Genomic DNA, 15,704 nt, shown 5'->3' on the forward strand with positions numbered 1-15,704 from the left:
GAATCACGTTTTTTTGTTGAAGTATTAAATGAGGTGTTGTATATGGAGAATGAAATGTTGGAACGAGTAGAACAATTAGAAGAAAAGGTTAATAGGTTAGAGGGAGAACTCGCAAGAACGATGAAAGCTCGCAAAATAAGTACCGTTCGGATGTTCGGGGAAGGGCTACTGTTTCTGATATTTGGTGTGGTTGTAGTAGGGCCGATTATTGCCGTTGTAATCTCAATTTTTACTTGGCTTGCTGAAAAATAAAATAAAATAAAAATAAAAAAGAACGCTTGTTCTACACGAACAAACGTGCTATACTCTCCTTAGATAAACAAAACGGAAATGATTTTAAGGAGAGATAAATGATGAAAATGACAGTAGACCAAAGATTTATGATGCCAGCAGATGTTGTAGAGCGAGTGGAAGTATTACGAAACAAACAAAGCAAGCGTGGCACATTATTACAATCGGTAAATAAATTTTTCGGTTTAGATACGAAAGAAGATTGTGTTTGGTTTTACGGTTTTTATGGAGTGGCTGTAAGTATCTTGTTGTTTATGGTGTTCACTTCAAATATTTTCGATTTTCTCTTCGCGTAAGAAATATGCGATAAGGACATTGCTACCGAATACATATATAAGGAAGTAAGGTAATCTTCTAGAGCGGGAGTTGGTAGCAATGGCGATGTTTCCTATAGAGCGCAATTATATTGGATATGGAAGTTCACGACCGGGGATTCCTCTGACTAAAGTGAGATTTATCGTAAGCCATGATACGGGGAATCCTGGAAGCAATGCGATAGGCAATCGAGATTACTTTAATGAATTACAACCGAAAGCTTCGGCGCATACATTTATAGATGATAAAACAATATTGGAGATTATTCCTATAAATGAAGTTGCGTATCATGTTCGATATGGTGTGCCGACGGATAATGACTTATATGGCTATGACGCGAATAAGGCGGCCATTGGAGTGGAACTTTGTTATGGTGGTGATGTTAACTTTTGGGAAGCGTATAATCGTTTTACATGGTATCATGCGTATTTATGCCAAAACTTTGGCTTAAATCCGAAAAAAGATATCGTGTCACATAAAACGCTTGATCCAGCTAGAAAGATTGATCCTGAGAATGTATTAGGGAAACAAGGTATTAAATTTCAGCAGTTTTTAGCAGATGTCTATCGGATGTACGTTTCGTTTAGATGACAAATATATGAAAAATGAATACAATAAAGATAGGTGCCTACTGCTGTAAGTAGGTTTTTTCTTGTTTTTATAAATAGTGCATTGGTAGAAGACTAGGAGTGGACGAGTATGCAGAAAGAAACAGTTATTATAATCGGAGGCGGTCCGTGCGGATTAGCGGCTGCAATTTCGTTGCAAAAGGTAGGGATAAATCCGTTAGTAATTGAAAAAGGAAACATTGTAAATGCCATTTATAATTATCCAACTCATCAAACATTTTTCTCTTCTAGTGAAAAATTAGAAATTGGTGATGTAGCTTTTATTACAGAAAATCGTAAGCCATTTCGAAATCAAGCGCTTGCGTATTATCGTGAAGTAGTAAAACGTAAATCTGTACGTGTAAATGCTTTTGAGCGAGTGGAGAAAGTTCAAAAAGATGGAGAAGTTTTTCAGGTTGAGACGACAAAGCGTGATGGAAGTAAGGAAATGTATATAGGGAAATATATTGTTGTAGCAACTGGATATTATGATAATCCAAATTATATGAATGTTCCAGGTGAGGAATTGAAGAAAGTAGCTCACTATTTTAAAGAGGGGCATCCTTATTTTGATCGAGATGTAGTAGTTATAGGTGGGAAAAACTCGAGTGTAGATGCCGCGTTAGAACTTGTTAAATCTGGTGCACGTGTAACGGTACTGTATCGTGGAAGTGAGTATTCACCAAGCATAAAGCCTTGGATTTTGCCGGAATTTGAGGCGTTAGTACGAAACGGTACAATTCAAATGCATTTTGGAGCTCATGTGAAAGAGATTACTGAGCATACATTAACGTTTACAGTTGATGGTGAAGCTTTTACAATCAAAAACGATTTTGTATTTGCGATGACTGGTTATCATCCTGATCATAGCTTCTTAACGAAGATGGGTGTTCAGATTGATGAAGAAACAGGACGTCCAATTTATACAGAGGATAGAATGGAAACGAATGCTGAAAATATTTTCATTGCAGGTGTCATTGCTGCTGGAAATAATGCAAATGAAATATTTATCGAGAACGGTAGATTTCATGGAGATGCGATTGCGCAAACCATTGCATCAAGAGAAAAATAAAAAGGAGCTGTCGGGAAAATCTCGACAGCTCCTTTTTATTCGTGCATAAACATATTTTGAATGGATTCATGAGAATTTGTATTCTCTAATGCAACAAGTAATTTAATGCGTGCTTTTTGTGCATTTAAGCCGTATGTGAATACAATGCTCATATCTTTTAAGTGTTTACCGCCACCTTCATACGAATATACGTCTTGAACGATACCGTTGAAACAGCGAGAAACTAATACGACAGGAATACCTTTATTTAATAATCTTTCTAGGCTAGGTAGTGTTCTTGGAGGGAGATTACCTTGTCCAAGAGCTTCGATAACAATGCCGTCTACAGGAAGATTTTCGATTGCTGCTAATAATGTATCATCCATGCCAGCATATGCTTTTAGAACAACTACATTTTTAGACACTTTATTTATCGTATATGATTCGCGATGTACTAAAGCGTGATGGAAGACAACGCCGCGTTTTGTTACCATTCCAATTGGTCCGTATTGTGGACTTTGGAATGTTGCGACATTACTTGTATGTGTTTTCGTTACATTTGTAGCGCAATGAATTTCGTCGTTTAATACGACTAAAACACCTTTTTCTGCAGCTTCATCACAACTAGCAACTTTTACAGCTGATAAGAAGTTATATAGACCATCAGCACCTAACTCATTACTAGAGCGCATTGCACCTGTCACTACGATCGGAATAGTTGCTTGTACTGTTAAATCTAAGAAATAAGCTGTTTCTTCTAATGTATCCGTACCATGCGTAATAACTACGCCATGAATGTTGTCTTGTTTTACTCTTTCATCAATGATGACTTGTAATTGTAACATTTCGCTCGGTGTCATATGAGGAGATGGTAGATGGAACACATCTTCAACGATTAAATCAACATCGCCTTCTAAATCAGGAATGAATTTTAAAAGAGGATTTTTTTTACCTGGTTGTACGACCCCAGTTTCTTTATCTTCCTCCATTGCAATTGTTCCACCTGTGTGTAAAACTAGGATTCTTTTCAATGCTTATACCCCTTTCAAGTAAAAAAATACATTTAGAACATAACATGTTTTGAGTAAATTCGACAATGGAAATGTATAAAAGTATGCCTCGAAAATGACAATAAAATTAACTGCTATATGTACGATGTATAAAATTACGAAACGAAATGTGCAAATATAGTATAGGAGGGAGAAATTACGGTGAAAAAGATGGAGAGAATTTTTATTCGTATATTAATAATACAATTCATTTGTCTTTCTGTTGTACAATTATTATTTATACATAAGTCATCAGTGAAATATTTATCTAAAATTGTTTATTATGAGGGTGTTATGGTAAAAAACAAAGTGGAAATCTTGCAGGTGAATCGGTAGTTTTCATTTTCTTCTATGAAGGATTATGCTACAATAATTGAGGATTTAATGACGCGAAGCAAATGAGAAGAAGCAGGGTGAACACCTGCTTTTCGTTTTGTTTTATAAGTGAAAAAATGAGGTGTTACAATGGATAAACGAATTTCAATTGCTATAGATGGTCCAGCAGCTGCAGGGAAAAGTACAGTGGCAAAAGTTGTTGCGAAGGAACTTTCTTATGTTTATATTGATACAGGCGCAATGTACCGTACGCTTACATATGCAGCCCTTGAACAAAAAGTAGACATTGAAAATGAAGAGCAGTTAATGGAAGTTGTAAAGAATGTAAATATTGAGTTTCAGCAAGGAGAAAATACACAGCTTGTATTTTTAAATGGACAAGATGTTTCTGAAGTAATTCGTACACCTGATGTGACGAATCGAGTATCTATTGTAGCGAAACATCGCCTTGTTCGTGAAGAAATGGTACGTCGTCAGCAAGAGTTAGCGAAAAAAGGCGGCGTTGTAATGGACGGCCGTGATATTGGTACACATGTATTACCGGATGCTGAAGTGAAAATCTTTATGCTTGCTTCTGTTGAAGAAAGAGCGGAAAGAAGGCATTTAGAAAATTTAAATAAAGGTTTCGATTCTAATTTAGAGCAGCTAAAAGAAGAAATTGCTCAGCGTGATAAATTAGATTCAGAACGCGAAGTTTCTCCACTAAAAAAGGCTGATGATGCATTGGAATTAGATACGACTTCTTTATCAATTGAAGAAGTTGTCCAAAAAATTATGAGCATTGTTTCTGGAGTGTTTGCGAAATAAAGAAAGGGGATAATCCTCTTTCTTTTTTTGTTTAAATAGAAATGTAAAGGATACGTGAATTATGAGTCTCTTTCCTTGACAAATGAGCTGATTTGTAAGAAGTTAGTTAAAGAGGAATAAAACTGTCAGAATATATTCGCTATTATATTTCAAAACATACTTTTTTCAAGCTGGTTTTGCTGTATACTATTTATATAGGTTTAATATATTTTCTTGTGAATGTTATTGAAAAAGAGTATGTGATGAGAAATTCTTAAACATGCAAATGAAAACTTTGTTTTCATTTCGTATATACATAAAAAATGCTTTGTCAATTCTGTAGGGAGGTATTTCCATGGTAGAGAAAATGAATGAAGAAGTTATGGATTCAAAAGAATTACAAGTTGGTGACGTTGTTACAGGTTCTGTAACGAAGGTTGAAGAGAAACAAGTGCTTGTAAATGTTGGATACAAAACAGATGGCGTAATTCCAATTAGTGAATTAGCTAACGTTCATATTGAAAAAGCAAGCGATGTTGTAGAATTAGATCAAACACTAGAGTTGAAAATTATTAAATTAGAAGAAGATGATCTTGTCTTATCTAAACGTGCTGTTGATGCAGAAAAAGCATGGGTAGAACTACAAGAGAAATTTACTTCTGGTCATGTATTTGATGTTACTGTAAAAGATATTGTGAATGGCGGATTAGTTGTGGACCTTGGTGTTCGCGGTTTTATTCCAGCTTCACTTGTGGAAGTACATTATGTAGAAGACTTTACTGACTATAAAGGTAAAACATTAGCGGTGAAAATTGTTGAATTAGACCGTGAAAAAAATCGTGTAATCCTTTCGCATAAAGCGGTAGTAGAATTAGAACTAGATTCTAAGAAAAAAGAAGCAATTTCTTCATTAAAAGAAGGGGACGTTGTTGAAGGAACAGTACAACGATTAACTGACTTTGGCGCATTCGTTAATGTTGGTGGAGTGGACGGTTTAGTTCACATTTCACAAATTTCACATGAACGTGTAGAGCAACCTTCTGAAGTGTTAGAGCAAGGTCAAAAGGTTAAGGTAAAGGTGTTATCTGTTGATGCTGATACACAACGTATTTCTTTATCAATTAAAGCAGCTCAACCAGGACCTTGGGAAAACGTTGCTGGCGAAATAAAAGCTGGAGATATTCGTGAGGGAGTAGTAAAACGCCTTGTTACATTTGGTGCATTCGTTGAGATTTTACCGGGCGTTGAAGGACTTGTACACGTATCTCAAATTGCAAATCGTCACGTGAAAAATCCGAATGAAGTATTGGAAATGGGACAAGAAGTAAAAGTGAAAGTACTTGAAGTTCACGTAGCAGAGAAACGTATTTCTTTAAGTATAAAAGAAGCGCTTGAGGAAAATAATGTAACTGAAGATTATAGTCAGTATGAGCCAAATGCTGATTCTGCTACTTTCCAATTAAGTGATATTATTGGTGAACAACTGAAAAAATTAAAGAAATAATGAGGGGTACAAGTGGTAAGGGCAAAACGTAAATTAGATCATATTGAATACGCTCTTTCTACTGGTCAGTCTCGTACGCATGGCTTTCATGATATTGATTTTGTGCATCAAAGCTTGCCAAATTCAAATTATGACACAATAACATGTGAAACAAAAATCGGCGAACTTTCACTAAGTTCGCCGATTTTTATCAATGCGATGACTGGTGGTGGAGGAGAGAAAACGTTACATATTAATGAGCAATTAGCATATGTAGCGAAACATCATAACCTTGCTATGGCTGTAGGTTCGCAAATGGCGGCGTTAAAAGATGAAAGTGAAGCTGCTTCTTATAAGGTGATCAGAAAGGTAAATCCAAATGGTATTTTCTTTGCTAATTTAGGTAGTGAGGCAACTATCGAACAGGCAGAGCGTGCCGTTGATATGATTGAAGCGAATGCATTGCAAATTCATTTAAATGTCATACAAGAGTTAACGATGCCAGAAGGAGACCGTGATTTTACTGGAGTACTTCAGCGCATTGAGAAAATTGTTTTAAATAGTAAAGTTCCTATCATTGTAAAAGAAGTTGGATTTGGGATGAGTAAGGAAACAGTGCAGCAGTTAGCGAACGTAGGTGTAACAGCAATTGATATTGGTGGGCAAGGTGGTACGAATTTTGCTGCTGTTGAAAATGAAAGAAGACAGCGAATGCTTTCTTATTTTAATAACTGGGGCATACAAACAGCAACCTCGATTATTGAAGCAACCTCTACAAATAATAACCTCTCTTTTATTGCATCTGGGGGCATACAAACAGCGCTTGACGTAGCGAAAGCGATCGCATTAGGGGCGAATACAACTGCGTTTGCTGGTTACTTTTTACGTATTTTAATGCAAGATGGTATCGAGAAGTTAGTGGATGAAATTGAGCTCCTACATACAGATTTGAAATTTATAATGACAGCTCTTGGTGCGAAAACGATAGAAGAGTTGCAATCTGTACCTCTTGTTGTAAAGGGTGAAACGTATCATTGGTTAATGCAGCGTGGTATTGATACTGCGCATTATAGTAGGAGATAAAAAATCAACCGTTCGGTTGATTTTTTTTGTTCTATTCTTTTTCGTAATATAAAGTGGAGAAAGGAATTAGTATTATATAAAAATATCATTTCGTAAAAATTGCAATTGAAAAAGGGTTGAAAAATGTAGATGGTGTGTTGTCGAATTACTGGAGAGAACTTAATTTTTAATAGGAATAGGTGAAGATAAAAAGAAGTAATGGGAGGATATAGTGTGTGAAATATTATTTCAATATAAATAGAAAACATTAAACTGATTATGTAAAAGACGGTTTCGTACAATATCGAAACCGTCTTTTTGCATTAATTAGTGCTGGTTTTGTTTTCGAGCCTGTTCTGGTGTATCAAGTCCAGTTGCACCTGGATATTGTAGTGATTGATCACGATCGGATTCAACGCGGCGTGATTCTCGTAGTTTTCGTTCTTGGCGATCTTTACCCATAATGAATAACACCTCCTTGTTAAAAGTGTTGCTGTTATAAGAAAAAACTATGCGTAAATAAAGTGGATTAACTTTCATAAAAAGTTCCCATAATGGAAAACATAGGAGGTGAAGTTGATGGATGGAAGTACTTTTTATTTTGTAGCTTGGATAGGGTGGATCATTGTAACCTTTTTTATGAAAAAGGACCTTATTCGGTGGAAGTTAGGCGCTTGTATACTGATTTTTATAATTTGCTCTCCGTTACATGTAACGATCGCCTCATTCGTGGTATCAGTAAATGCTCTTTTACTTTGTATTATTTCTTTTATAGGGATCACGCTATATTCTGTCTGGAAAAAATTATATAGCTTACTTTCGGCGCTTATTATTGCAATGTTATATACAAGTTTTCATCTGTTAGAAATATATGATCCGATTTGGATTGTGGTGGATAGAGTGTTTCTGCTAAGTAGTGGTCTTGTGTATGCATCGGTGTTATTGCATGGAGATCGCATATTACGATTATGTTCTCTATATGTAGGGATGTTACAAGGAGAGCTGCTAGTGACATTTATTTTTAGGAAATTGAATTTTCCATATGATTACGGTAGTTTAGCATTTTTTGATATCGTCGCCATTTCTACATTATTCATGGCAATATTGTTTTGGATTGCAAAAGCATCAGTATACATGGAACGGTTTAAGAGAAAAACACGTAAAAGAAAGGCGAGGGTAATACATGACTGAATATACACCAGCCATTTTATGCGGCGTAATAGCGGGGACAGTTACAAGGGTGCTAATGCTTCGGACGGATACACGGCAATATCCGACGAGGCTACATGGGAAAATTATTCATATTGCAATGGGGTTAATTGCAGCTGCTTTAGGAGCGATTGCAATCCCGTCTATTTTGAAAAAAGATTTTTCTGCCATTACATTTCTTACATTAGCAGCGACACAATTTCGTGATGTACGTAATATGGAAAGAAATACGCTTCAACAATTAGATGGGTATGAGCTCGTACCGCGTGGAAATACATACATTGAAGGAATTGCATTGGTTTTTGAAAGTCGCAACTATTTGGCAATGTTAACGTCGTTTGCAACGACGTTTGCGTATATAGGATTCCGTTCATGGATTGCAGGAGTAATTATGGCTATAATCGCATTTTTTATTGCGAAAAAATTAATGTCTGGTAAAAGGCTACATGATCTTGTTGAAATTGAGCACGTTCCGCTTCGTTTTGAAGGAGCAGGGCTTTATATTGACAATATTTACATTATGAATATTGGATTGCCAGCAAGACAAGAAGAAATTATGAAATATGGTATGGGTTTTATTTTAAAGCCGAAATCAATTGATGCGATGGTTACAATCTCAAATTTAGGGCAACGACAAGCTATTTTACACGATGTTTCAGTAGCGTTAGGGATTTATAGAGATTCTGGTACACCAGCGCTTGTACCGTTAGCAAAGCGTGATTTAGAGGATGGCAGGGTTGGGATTTTTGTCCTGCCGCAAGATCAAGATGCAGAGAAAGCGATAGGTGTCATAGGAAATGTACCAACGTTAGAAAGTGCTGTCCATATGTCATCGGAAGCCCCGAAAGGAAGGGGAGATAAGAGATGATGTTAGAAAGTGTTATTCTGGCAGTTATAACAACGACTCCAGAAAAATTTGCAGGTGGTGCTCCTTTATTCGTTTGCGAATCGACAGAGGAACTAGAATTTGTTGCAAATAATTTAGAGGCAATTTTAGATGGTATTGCACATCGCTTACAAGAGAATGTATATATTATTGTGAAACATTAGCAACGTGTGTTATAATGTGAGGTGTTTTGATACGTTGAGAAATATTCTGGAATGCAAATCCCTTCTTGCACAAAGAAGGGTTTTTTACATAATAAACAGAAGCAAGTTGAAAGGATGAAAGTATATGCCGAAACCAGTAATAGCGATAGTAGGTCGCCCGAACGTAGGGAAATCTACTATTTTCAATAGAATTGTTGGAGAAAGAGTTTCAATCGTAGAAGATATTCCAGGTGTAACGCGCGATCGTATTTATAGCGCTGGAGAATGGTTAAATCATGAATTTAACATTATTGATACGGGCGGAATTGATATTGGAGACGAGCCGTTTTTGACACAAATTCGTCAACAAGCTGAAGTAGCAATTGATGAAGCGGATGTTATCATTTTTATGACAAACGGTCGTGACGGTGTAACAGCAGCTGATGAAGAAGTTGCAAAAATTTTATATCGTTCAAATAAACCGGTTGTACTTGCAGTAAATAAAGTGGACAATCCGGAAATGCGCAGTGACATTTATGACTTTTATGCATTAGGATTTGGCGAACCATTCCCAATTTCAGGTACACACGGATTAGGGTTAGGTGACTTACTAGACGAAGCTGCACAACATTTTCCAAAGATTGAAGAAGACGGATATGATGAAGACACAATTCGTTTCTCTTTAATTGGACGTCCAAACGTAGGAAAATCATCACTTGTAAATGCTCTTCTTGGTCAAGAGCGTGTAATTGTTAGTAATGTAGCAGGAACAACTCGTGATGCTGTCGATACACCATATAGTAAAGATGGAAAAGATTATGTAATTATTGATACAGCTGGTATGCGTAAAAAAGGAAAAGTGTATGAAAGTACAGAAAAATATAGTGTACTTCGTGCGCTAAGAGCGATTGAACGTTCTGACGTTGTTTTAGTCGTTTTAGATGGTGAAGAAGGAATTATTGAGCAAGATAAAAAAATCGCTGGATATGCTCATGATTCAGGGCGAGCTGTTGTTATCGTTGTAAATAAATGGGATGCAGTGAAAAAAGACGAAAAAACAATGAAAGCATTTGAAGAAAATATCCGTGCTCATTTCCAATTCTTAGAATACGCACCAATTGTTTTCTTATCTGCAAAAACAAGAAAACGTACACAAACATTAATACCGGTTATCGATGAGGTAAATGAAAGTCATAGTATCCGTATTCAAACGAACGTATTAAACGATGTAATTATGGATGCGGTAGCGATGAATCCGACGCCAACTCATAATGGTAGCCGTCTGAAAATTTTCTATGCAACACAAGTTGCGGTAAAACCACCGACATTTGTTGTGTTTGTAAACGATCCAGAATTATTGCACTTCTCATATGAGCGTTTCTTGAAGAATCGCTTACGTGAATCATTTGGCTTCGTAGGAACGCCGATTCACATTATCGCTAGAGCAAGAGACTAATGGAGAGGATGTGATTTTATGACAAAAATCACAGTAGTAGGAGCAGGTAGCTGGGGAACAGCGTTAGCGATGGTATTAGCTGACAATGGACATGATGTACGTATTTGGGGAAATCGCCCAGAACTTATGGATGAAATTAATACGAAACATGAGAATAGTCGATATCTCCCAGGCATTACATTGCCAAGCACAATCGTAGCCTACTCTTCTTTAGAAGAAGCATTAGTAGATGTAAATACAGTACTGTTAGTAGTACCAACGAAAGCGTACAGAGATGTATTACAAGAGATGAAAGAAATTGTTACTGAACCAATTACTTGGATTCATGCGAGCAAAGGAATTGAACCTGGTACGTCAAAACGTATTTCGGAAGTGATTGAGGAAGAAATTCCAGAGCACTTAATTAAAGATGTTGTTGTACTGTCTGGACCGAGTCATGCTGAAGAAGTCGGTTTACGACAAGCGACAACAGTTACGTCTGCAGCAAAGCGTATGGAAGCGGCTGAGGAAGTACAAGATTTATTTATGAATAGTTATTTCCGTGTATACACAAATCCAGATATCGTTGGAGTTGAACTTGGTGGTGCGTTAAAAAATATTATCGCATTAGCTGCTGGTATAACTGATGGTCTTGGATTAGGTGATAATGCAAAGGCGGCATTGATGACACGTGGTTTAACAGAGATTGCTCGTTTAGGAAGAAAAATGGGCGGGAATCCGTTAACGTTTGCTGGTCTAACTGGTATGGGAGACTTAATTGTAACGTGTACAAGTGTTCATAGCCGAAATTGGCGCGCTGGAAATATGCTTGGAAAAGGACACTCTTTAGAAGAAGTGTTAGAAAGCATGGGTATGGTTGTGGAAGGTGTAAGAACAACGAAAGCTGCTCATGAATTGGCAGAGAAAATGGAAGTTGAAATGCCGATTACAGCTGCTTTATATGACGTGCTGTTCAATGGGAATAACGTAAAAGATGCGGTAGGCTCATTGATGGGGCGTGTTCGAAAACATGAAGTGGAAGCTATACCTGATTTACTGTAAAGAAAAGCGACAGAAGTACATTTGTACTTCTGTCGCTTTTTTATTTTTTGGGTCTTTTCACCATTTTTTCATTTTTGCATAGGATGAAGAGTAACTTGAGGAGAGGGTGAAAAGAATGGATAATAACATTTTTAATAATATTGAGAAGGAAGCGAAAGTAAATAAAGAGGATATTTTTAAATTAGCATCATCCGTGCAAAATGCGAATTTACGTGATGAAACTGTACTTCGTCAATTAATTCATCAAGTGGCTCTTATGGCGGGACGTGAAGTGCCGAAAGAGCAAGAGGATCAAATTGTAAAAGCGATTATTAATAATAATATGCCAACAGATTTTGGCTCGTTAAGCAAAATGTTTAAAAAATAAATTATGAGAAACAAAGAGTTTGTAGATTGCATATGATAGCCATGAAAGAATGGGAATAGAGCTGTTTTTGGGCATATTTGGTCAACCGAAGCGAGAGGTACAATCGCTTCGGTTTTATTTTTGTCTAGATTGGTGAGAAATGCTGGAAAACCTATTGATTAAAGTTATATATTCGCAATTTGTAGTAAAATGTTCTTTTTGTATTTGTTTAAAGATTTTAATTTGTTAAAATAGTATAAAAATAGATTGATAAAAAGGGGTGTGTATATGTCAGAAGGGCTTATGAAAATGTGGTTAGCTTTAGGGGCAATTGGATTTATGTTTTTTGCAGTAAGTTTTATTTTATTAAGTAGACATAAAATAAAGAATAAATTTTTGAAAGGGATTACAGCATTAGTAGCGTACACCCTTATGATTGTGTCAGGAATTGTTATTTTTCTTGTTGTATTTAGTGGACCTGTACAGCAGTAAATGGAATGGTCTCGAAAATACTACATACAGAGCAAATTAGATTAGTATGAAAAGGTGATGCTAGTGAAAAAATTACATATTATTTTAATATTTTGTTGTATGAGCCTTTTAACGGGGTGTCTGTATCCGAAAGAAAATATGAAGCAAAATGCGGTTCCTTATGAAGATCAGCTACAGGTTGTTCAAAAAGCTGTTGTGACATTTAAGGAGCAAAATGATGGGATATTGCCAATTAAGACGAGGGATATGAGTACACCTATTTATCAAAAGTATCCGATCGATTTTCAACAGATTGCCCCGCGTTACATACAAGAAGCGCCAGGGAATGCGTATGAAAGTGGAGGAGTATATCAATACGTATTAATAGACGTTGAAACAAATCCAACAGTAAAGTTAATTGATGTTAGGATGGCTGAACAAATTCAGGAACTATCTTTAAAGCTTAGGATGTATCGTGATGAACATCAATATCCACCTTTTAAAAAAGTAATTTCAGATGGTGTATATGAATTGGATTTCAAAAAACTAGGATATAAAGATGTGCCACAAGTGACAAGTCCATATTCTGGTAAAGGACTTCCTTTTGTAATTAATGAAAAAGGAGAAGTTTTTGTTGATTATAGAATCGACTTATATGACGCTTTGAAAAAAAATGAAGGGCAGTTTACGGAGGGAGAAGATATTCGAAATATACTTTCGAAAGGTTCCCCGTTTGTACCAGCTTATTCTTTACCGTACACAGTAAAGGATGGAGAACCAATTTTTTTAAAATGATAAGTCATGAACCTTTCTTTTAGTGAATAAGTTCTAGAAGAAAGGTTTTTTATGTTATACAACTTACGATGCAAACAAAAGATATTTTTTAATAGTCATATGAAATTGGACAAAATTATATGATATATTGTCCGAACTTCTAGAATACCATTATATTATATCAGATATTATAGGCAACGTTAGAGAAGGTATTAGTTGACTATAAACGCGGAATTATTCCCAAAAATTTTGAGGGAGGGAATCACTTGGAAAAGGTAGATATTTTTAAAGATATTGCAGAACGAACAGGCGGTGATATTTATTTTGGAGTTGTAGGAGCTGTTCGAACAGGGAAATCAACATTCATTAAAAAATTTATGGAACTTGTAGTTATTCCAAACATTGAGAATGAGTCTGACCGTCAAAGAGCGCAGGATGAATTGCCTCAAAGTGCTGCTGGTCGTACAATTATGACGACGGAACCGAAGTTTGTTCCAAACCAAGCGGTTTCTATCGAAGTAGATGAAGGACTTGAAGTGAATATTCGATTAGTAGATTGTGTTGGATATACGGTTCCTGGAGCGAAGGGCTATGAAGATGAGAATGGCCCACGCATGATTAATACCCCTTGGTATGAAGAACCTATTCCATTCCATGAAGCTGCAGAAATCGGCACGCGTAAAGTAATTCAAGAACATTCAACAATTGGTGTTGTAATTACAACAGATGGAACAATTGGTGAAATTCCAAGAAGAGATTATATAGAGGCAGAAGAACGCGTTGTAAATGAGTTGAAAGAAGTAGGAAAACCTTTCATTATGATAATTAATACGGTACAGCCGTATCATCCAGATACAGAGCAATTACGCCAAAGTTTATCAGAAGAATATGATATCCCGGTTATTGCAATGAGTGTGGAGAGTTTAAGAGAAACAGATGTATATAATGTACTTCGTGAAGCGCTATTTGAATTCCCTGTATTAGAAGTGAATGTGAACCTTCCGAGCTGGGTAATGGTGCTAAATGAAGGGCATTGGTTGCGTCAAAGTTATCAAGAAGCAGTTCAAGAAACTGTGAAGGATATAAAACGTCTTCGTGATGTGGATCGCGTTGTTTGGCAGTTTAGTCAATATGAATTTATTGATCGAGCGAGCCTAGCTGGCATTGATATGGGGCAAGGTGTGGCGGAGATTGATTTATATGCGCCAGATGAATTATATGATCAGATTTTAAAAGAAGTAGTAGGAGTAGAAATTCGAGGGAAAGATCATTTATTAAAGCTTATGCTCGATTTATCTCATGCGAAAATAGAGTACGATCAAGTGGCGGATGCACTGCGTATGGTTAAGCAAACAGGATATGGTGTAGCAGCGCCTGCATTAGCGGATATGAGCTTAGATGAGCCAGAAATTATTCGTCACGGTTCAAGGTTTGGTGTGAAGTTAAAAGCAGTAGCGCCATCTATTCATATGATTAAAGTAGATGTAGAGTCAACGTTTGAGCCGATTATTGGTACTGAAAAGCAAAGTGAAGAATTAGTTCGTTATTTAATGCAAGATTTTGAAGATGACCCGTTATCAATTTGGAATTCTGATATATTTGGACGTTCACTTAGCTCGATTGTTCGAGAAGGAATTCAAGCGAAATTATCTTTAATGCCAGAAAATGCTAGATATAAATTAAAAGAAACGCTAGAAAGAATTATTAATGAAGGATCTGGCGGATTAATTGCGATTATACTATAAGAAAAAATCCCTCTCACTGTAGAGGGATTTTTTGTTTTTTTGATTATAAAATAGAAAAATAAACAGTCATTATCTAATACATTGTTGTAAATTGTCAAGTTTCATCAGATTTTCACATTTTCAGAGTAACAATTTCCTTAAAAATATTGAATTATAAAGGAGAATCGTATAATATAGGCGTTGATAATGATTTATCTACATCTTTGTAGTATAGAATTTGCAAAAATTGCCTACAAATGAAAGTAAGACTCATTTTATGATCATTATACAGTCTTATCTTTGGGAGGAGGTGAATGGCATGAACAAGACAGATTTAATCAATGCTGTTGCAGAAGCAAGTTCCCTTTCTAAAAAGGACGCAACAAAAGCAGTAGACGCTGTTTTTGATTCTATCTTAGAAGCTTTAAAACAAGGTGATAAAGTACAACTGATCGGATTCGGTAACTTCGAAGTTCGTGAGCGTGCGGCTCGTAAAGGTCGTAACCCACAAACAGGTGAGGAGATTGAAATCGCTGCAAGTAAAGTACCTGCATTCAAACCTGGTAAAGCGTTAAAAGATGCGGTTAAATAATCCTTACATATTAACAGGGAAGAAGAGTTTCCTTTTTGGGAACTCTTCTTTTTGCTTTTAAAAACATAAATATGCTAGAAT

General features: G+C 36.2%; 20 protein-coding genes. 18 read left to right on the top strand and 2 right to left on the bottom strand.

Translation table 11 applies throughout. The features are described from left to right. Positions 1-42 precede the first annotated feature (42 nt). The 4 genes from DN407_RS07360 (at position 43) to DN407_RS07375 (ending at position 2,286) form a co-directional block, all read left to right on the top strand. Positions 43-252 (top strand): hypothetical protein, encoded by a 210-nt coding sequence (locus tag DN407_RS07360; RefSeq protein WP_000426768.1) that lies wholly within the window; start codon positions 43-45, stop codon positions 250-252. Positions 253-350: 98 nt separating this feature from the next. Next, complete coding sequence (locus DN407_RS07365; protein WP_001983018.1) at positions 351-587, top strand: DUF3961 domain-containing protein; 237 nt, start codon at positions 351-353, stop codon at positions 585-587. Positions 588-666: 79 nt separating this feature from the next. Further along, on the top strand, positions 667-1,197 hold the full coding sequence (locus tag DN407_RS07370) for a peptidoglycan recognition protein family protein (protein WP_001240655.1): 531 nt from the start codon (positions 667-669) through the stop codon (positions 1,195-1,197). Positions 1,198-1,305: 108 nt separating this feature from the next. Next, a complete protein-coding gene (locus DN407_RS07375; protein WP_001168510.1) occupies positions 1,306-2,286 on the top strand; it encodes a YpdA family putative bacillithiol disulfide reductase in 981 nt (326 codons plus the stop codon). Between the two features lie 35 nt (positions 2,287-2,321). Here DN407_RS07375 and ansA read toward each other — a convergent pair whose 3' ends face one another. Then, positions 2,322-3,296, bottom strand: coding sequence for an asparaginase (ansA, locus tag DN407_RS07380; protein WP_149216142.1), 975 nt, complete (start codon positions 3,294-3,296; stop codon positions 2,322-2,324). A 180-nt stretch (positions 3,297-3,476) separates the two neighbouring features. On the opposite strand from ansA, the gene DN407_RS31560 reads away from it, so the two are divergent. From DN407_RS31560 to DN407_RS07395, 4 genes are all read left to right on the top strand, one after another. Then, positions 3,477-3,650, top strand: coding sequence for a YpfB family protein (locus DN407_RS31560; protein ID WP_000738057.1), 174 nt, complete (start codon positions 3,477-3,479; stop codon positions 3,648-3,650). Positions 3,651-3,779: 129 nt separating this feature from the next. Further along, positions 3,780-4,457 carry a (d)CMP kinase gene (gene cmk / locus DN407_RS07385; RefSeq protein ID WP_000361252.1) on the top strand — a complete coding sequence of 226 codons (678 nt, stop codon included), beginning with the start codon at positions 3,780-3,782 and terminating at the stop codon, positions 4,455-4,457. A gap of 334 nt (positions 4,458-4,791) precedes the next feature. Further along, positions 4,792-5,940 (top strand): 30S ribosomal protein S1, encoded by a 1,149-nt coding sequence (rpsA, locus tag DN407_RS07390; protein WP_000229559.1) that lies wholly within the window; start codon positions 4,792-4,794, stop codon positions 5,938-5,940. 12 nt (positions 5,941-5,952) lie between these two features. Next, positions 5,953-7,002 (top strand): type 2 isopentenyl-diphosphate Delta-isomerase, encoded by a 1,050-nt coding sequence (locus tag DN407_RS07395; RefSeq protein ID WP_000251037.1) that lies wholly within the window; start codon positions 5,953-5,955, stop codon positions 7,000-7,002. Between the two features lie 306 nt (positions 7,003-7,308). Here the strand turns inward: DN407_RS07395 and DN407_RS07400 are convergent, their stop codons facing one another. Beyond that, positions 7,309-7,443, bottom strand: coding sequence for a YpzI family protein (locus DN407_RS07400; protein WP_000513900.1), 135 nt, complete (start codon positions 7,441-7,443; stop codon positions 7,309-7,311). A 117-nt stretch (positions 7,444-7,560) separates the two neighbouring features. Between DN407_RS07400 and DN407_RS07405 the strand changes: the two genes are divergently transcribed. The 10 genes from DN407_RS07405 (at position 7,561) to DN407_RS07450 (ending at position 15,623) form a co-directional block, all read left to right on the top strand. Then, positions 7,561-8,172 (top strand): YphA family membrane protein, encoded by a 612-nt coding sequence (locus DN407_RS07405; RefSeq protein ID WP_000349098.1) that lies wholly within the window; start codon positions 7,561-7,563, stop codon positions 8,170-8,172. Continuing rightward, the gene (locus tag DN407_RS07410) at positions 8,165-9,058 is read left to right on the top strand and encodes a YIEGIA family protein (protein ID WP_000141596.1); all 894 of its coding nucleotides are present in this window, start codon (positions 8,165-8,167) and stop codon (positions 9,056-9,058) included. Before DN407_RS07405 ends, DN407_RS07410 begins: the two co-directional genes overlap by 8 nt. Further along, entirely contained in the window at positions 9,055-9,240 is a 186-nt protein-coding gene (locus tag DN407_RS07415) for a capping complex subunit for YIEGIA (RefSeq protein ID WP_000979059.1), read from the top strand. The genes DN407_RS07410 and DN407_RS07415 overlap by 4 nt, the downstream gene beginning before the upstream one ends. A 124-nt stretch (positions 9,241-9,364) precedes the next feature. Next, complete coding sequence (gene der, locus DN407_RS07420; protein ID WP_001125893.1) at positions 9,365-10,675, top strand: ribosome biogenesis GTPase Der; 1,311 nt, start codon at positions 9,365-9,367, stop codon at positions 10,673-10,675. Between the two features lie 18 nt (positions 10,676-10,693). Next, positions 10,694-11,716, top strand: coding sequence for an NAD(P)H-dependent glycerol-3-phosphate dehydrogenase (locus DN407_RS07425; protein WP_000161763.1), 1,023 nt, complete (start codon positions 10,694-10,696; stop codon positions 11,714-11,716). A gap of 115 nt (positions 11,717-11,831) precedes the next feature. Then, positions 11,832-12,083: a stage VI sporulation protein F gene (locus DN407_RS07430; RefSeq protein ID WP_000369754.1), complete on the top strand. Its 252-nt coding sequence runs from the start codon at positions 11,832-11,834 to the stop codon at positions 12,081-12,083. A gap of 267 nt (positions 12,084-12,350) precedes the next feature. After that, entirely contained in the window at positions 12,351-12,554 is a 204-nt protein-coding gene (locus DN407_RS07435; protein ID WP_001289004.1) for a DUF2768 domain-containing protein, read from the top strand. Between the two features lie 63 nt (positions 12,555-12,617). Beyond that, on the top strand, positions 12,618-13,328 hold the full coding sequence (locus tag DN407_RS07440) for a hypothetical protein (protein ID WP_000733112.1): 711 nt from the start codon (positions 12,618-12,620) through the stop codon (positions 13,326-13,328). A 245-nt stretch (positions 13,329-13,573) separates the two neighbouring features. Next, a complete protein-coding gene (gene spoIVA, locus DN407_RS07445; protein ID WP_000416519.1) occupies positions 13,574-15,052 on the top strand; it encodes a stage IV sporulation protein A in 1,479 nt (492 codons plus the stop codon). A gap of 298 nt (positions 15,053-15,350) precedes the next feature. Continuing rightward, positions 15,351-15,623: an HU family DNA-binding protein gene (locus DN407_RS07450; RefSeq protein ID WP_001043860.1), complete on the top strand. Its 273-nt coding sequence runs from the start codon at positions 15,351-15,353 to the stop codon at positions 15,621-15,623. Positions 15,624-15,704: the final 81 nt, after the last annotated feature.

It is taken from the genome of Bacillus sp. JAS24-2 (genome assembly GCF_008274905.1).
GTDB classification, from domain to species: Bacteria; Bacillota; Bacilli; order Bacillales; family Bacillaceae_G; genus Bacillus_A; species Bacillus_A cereus.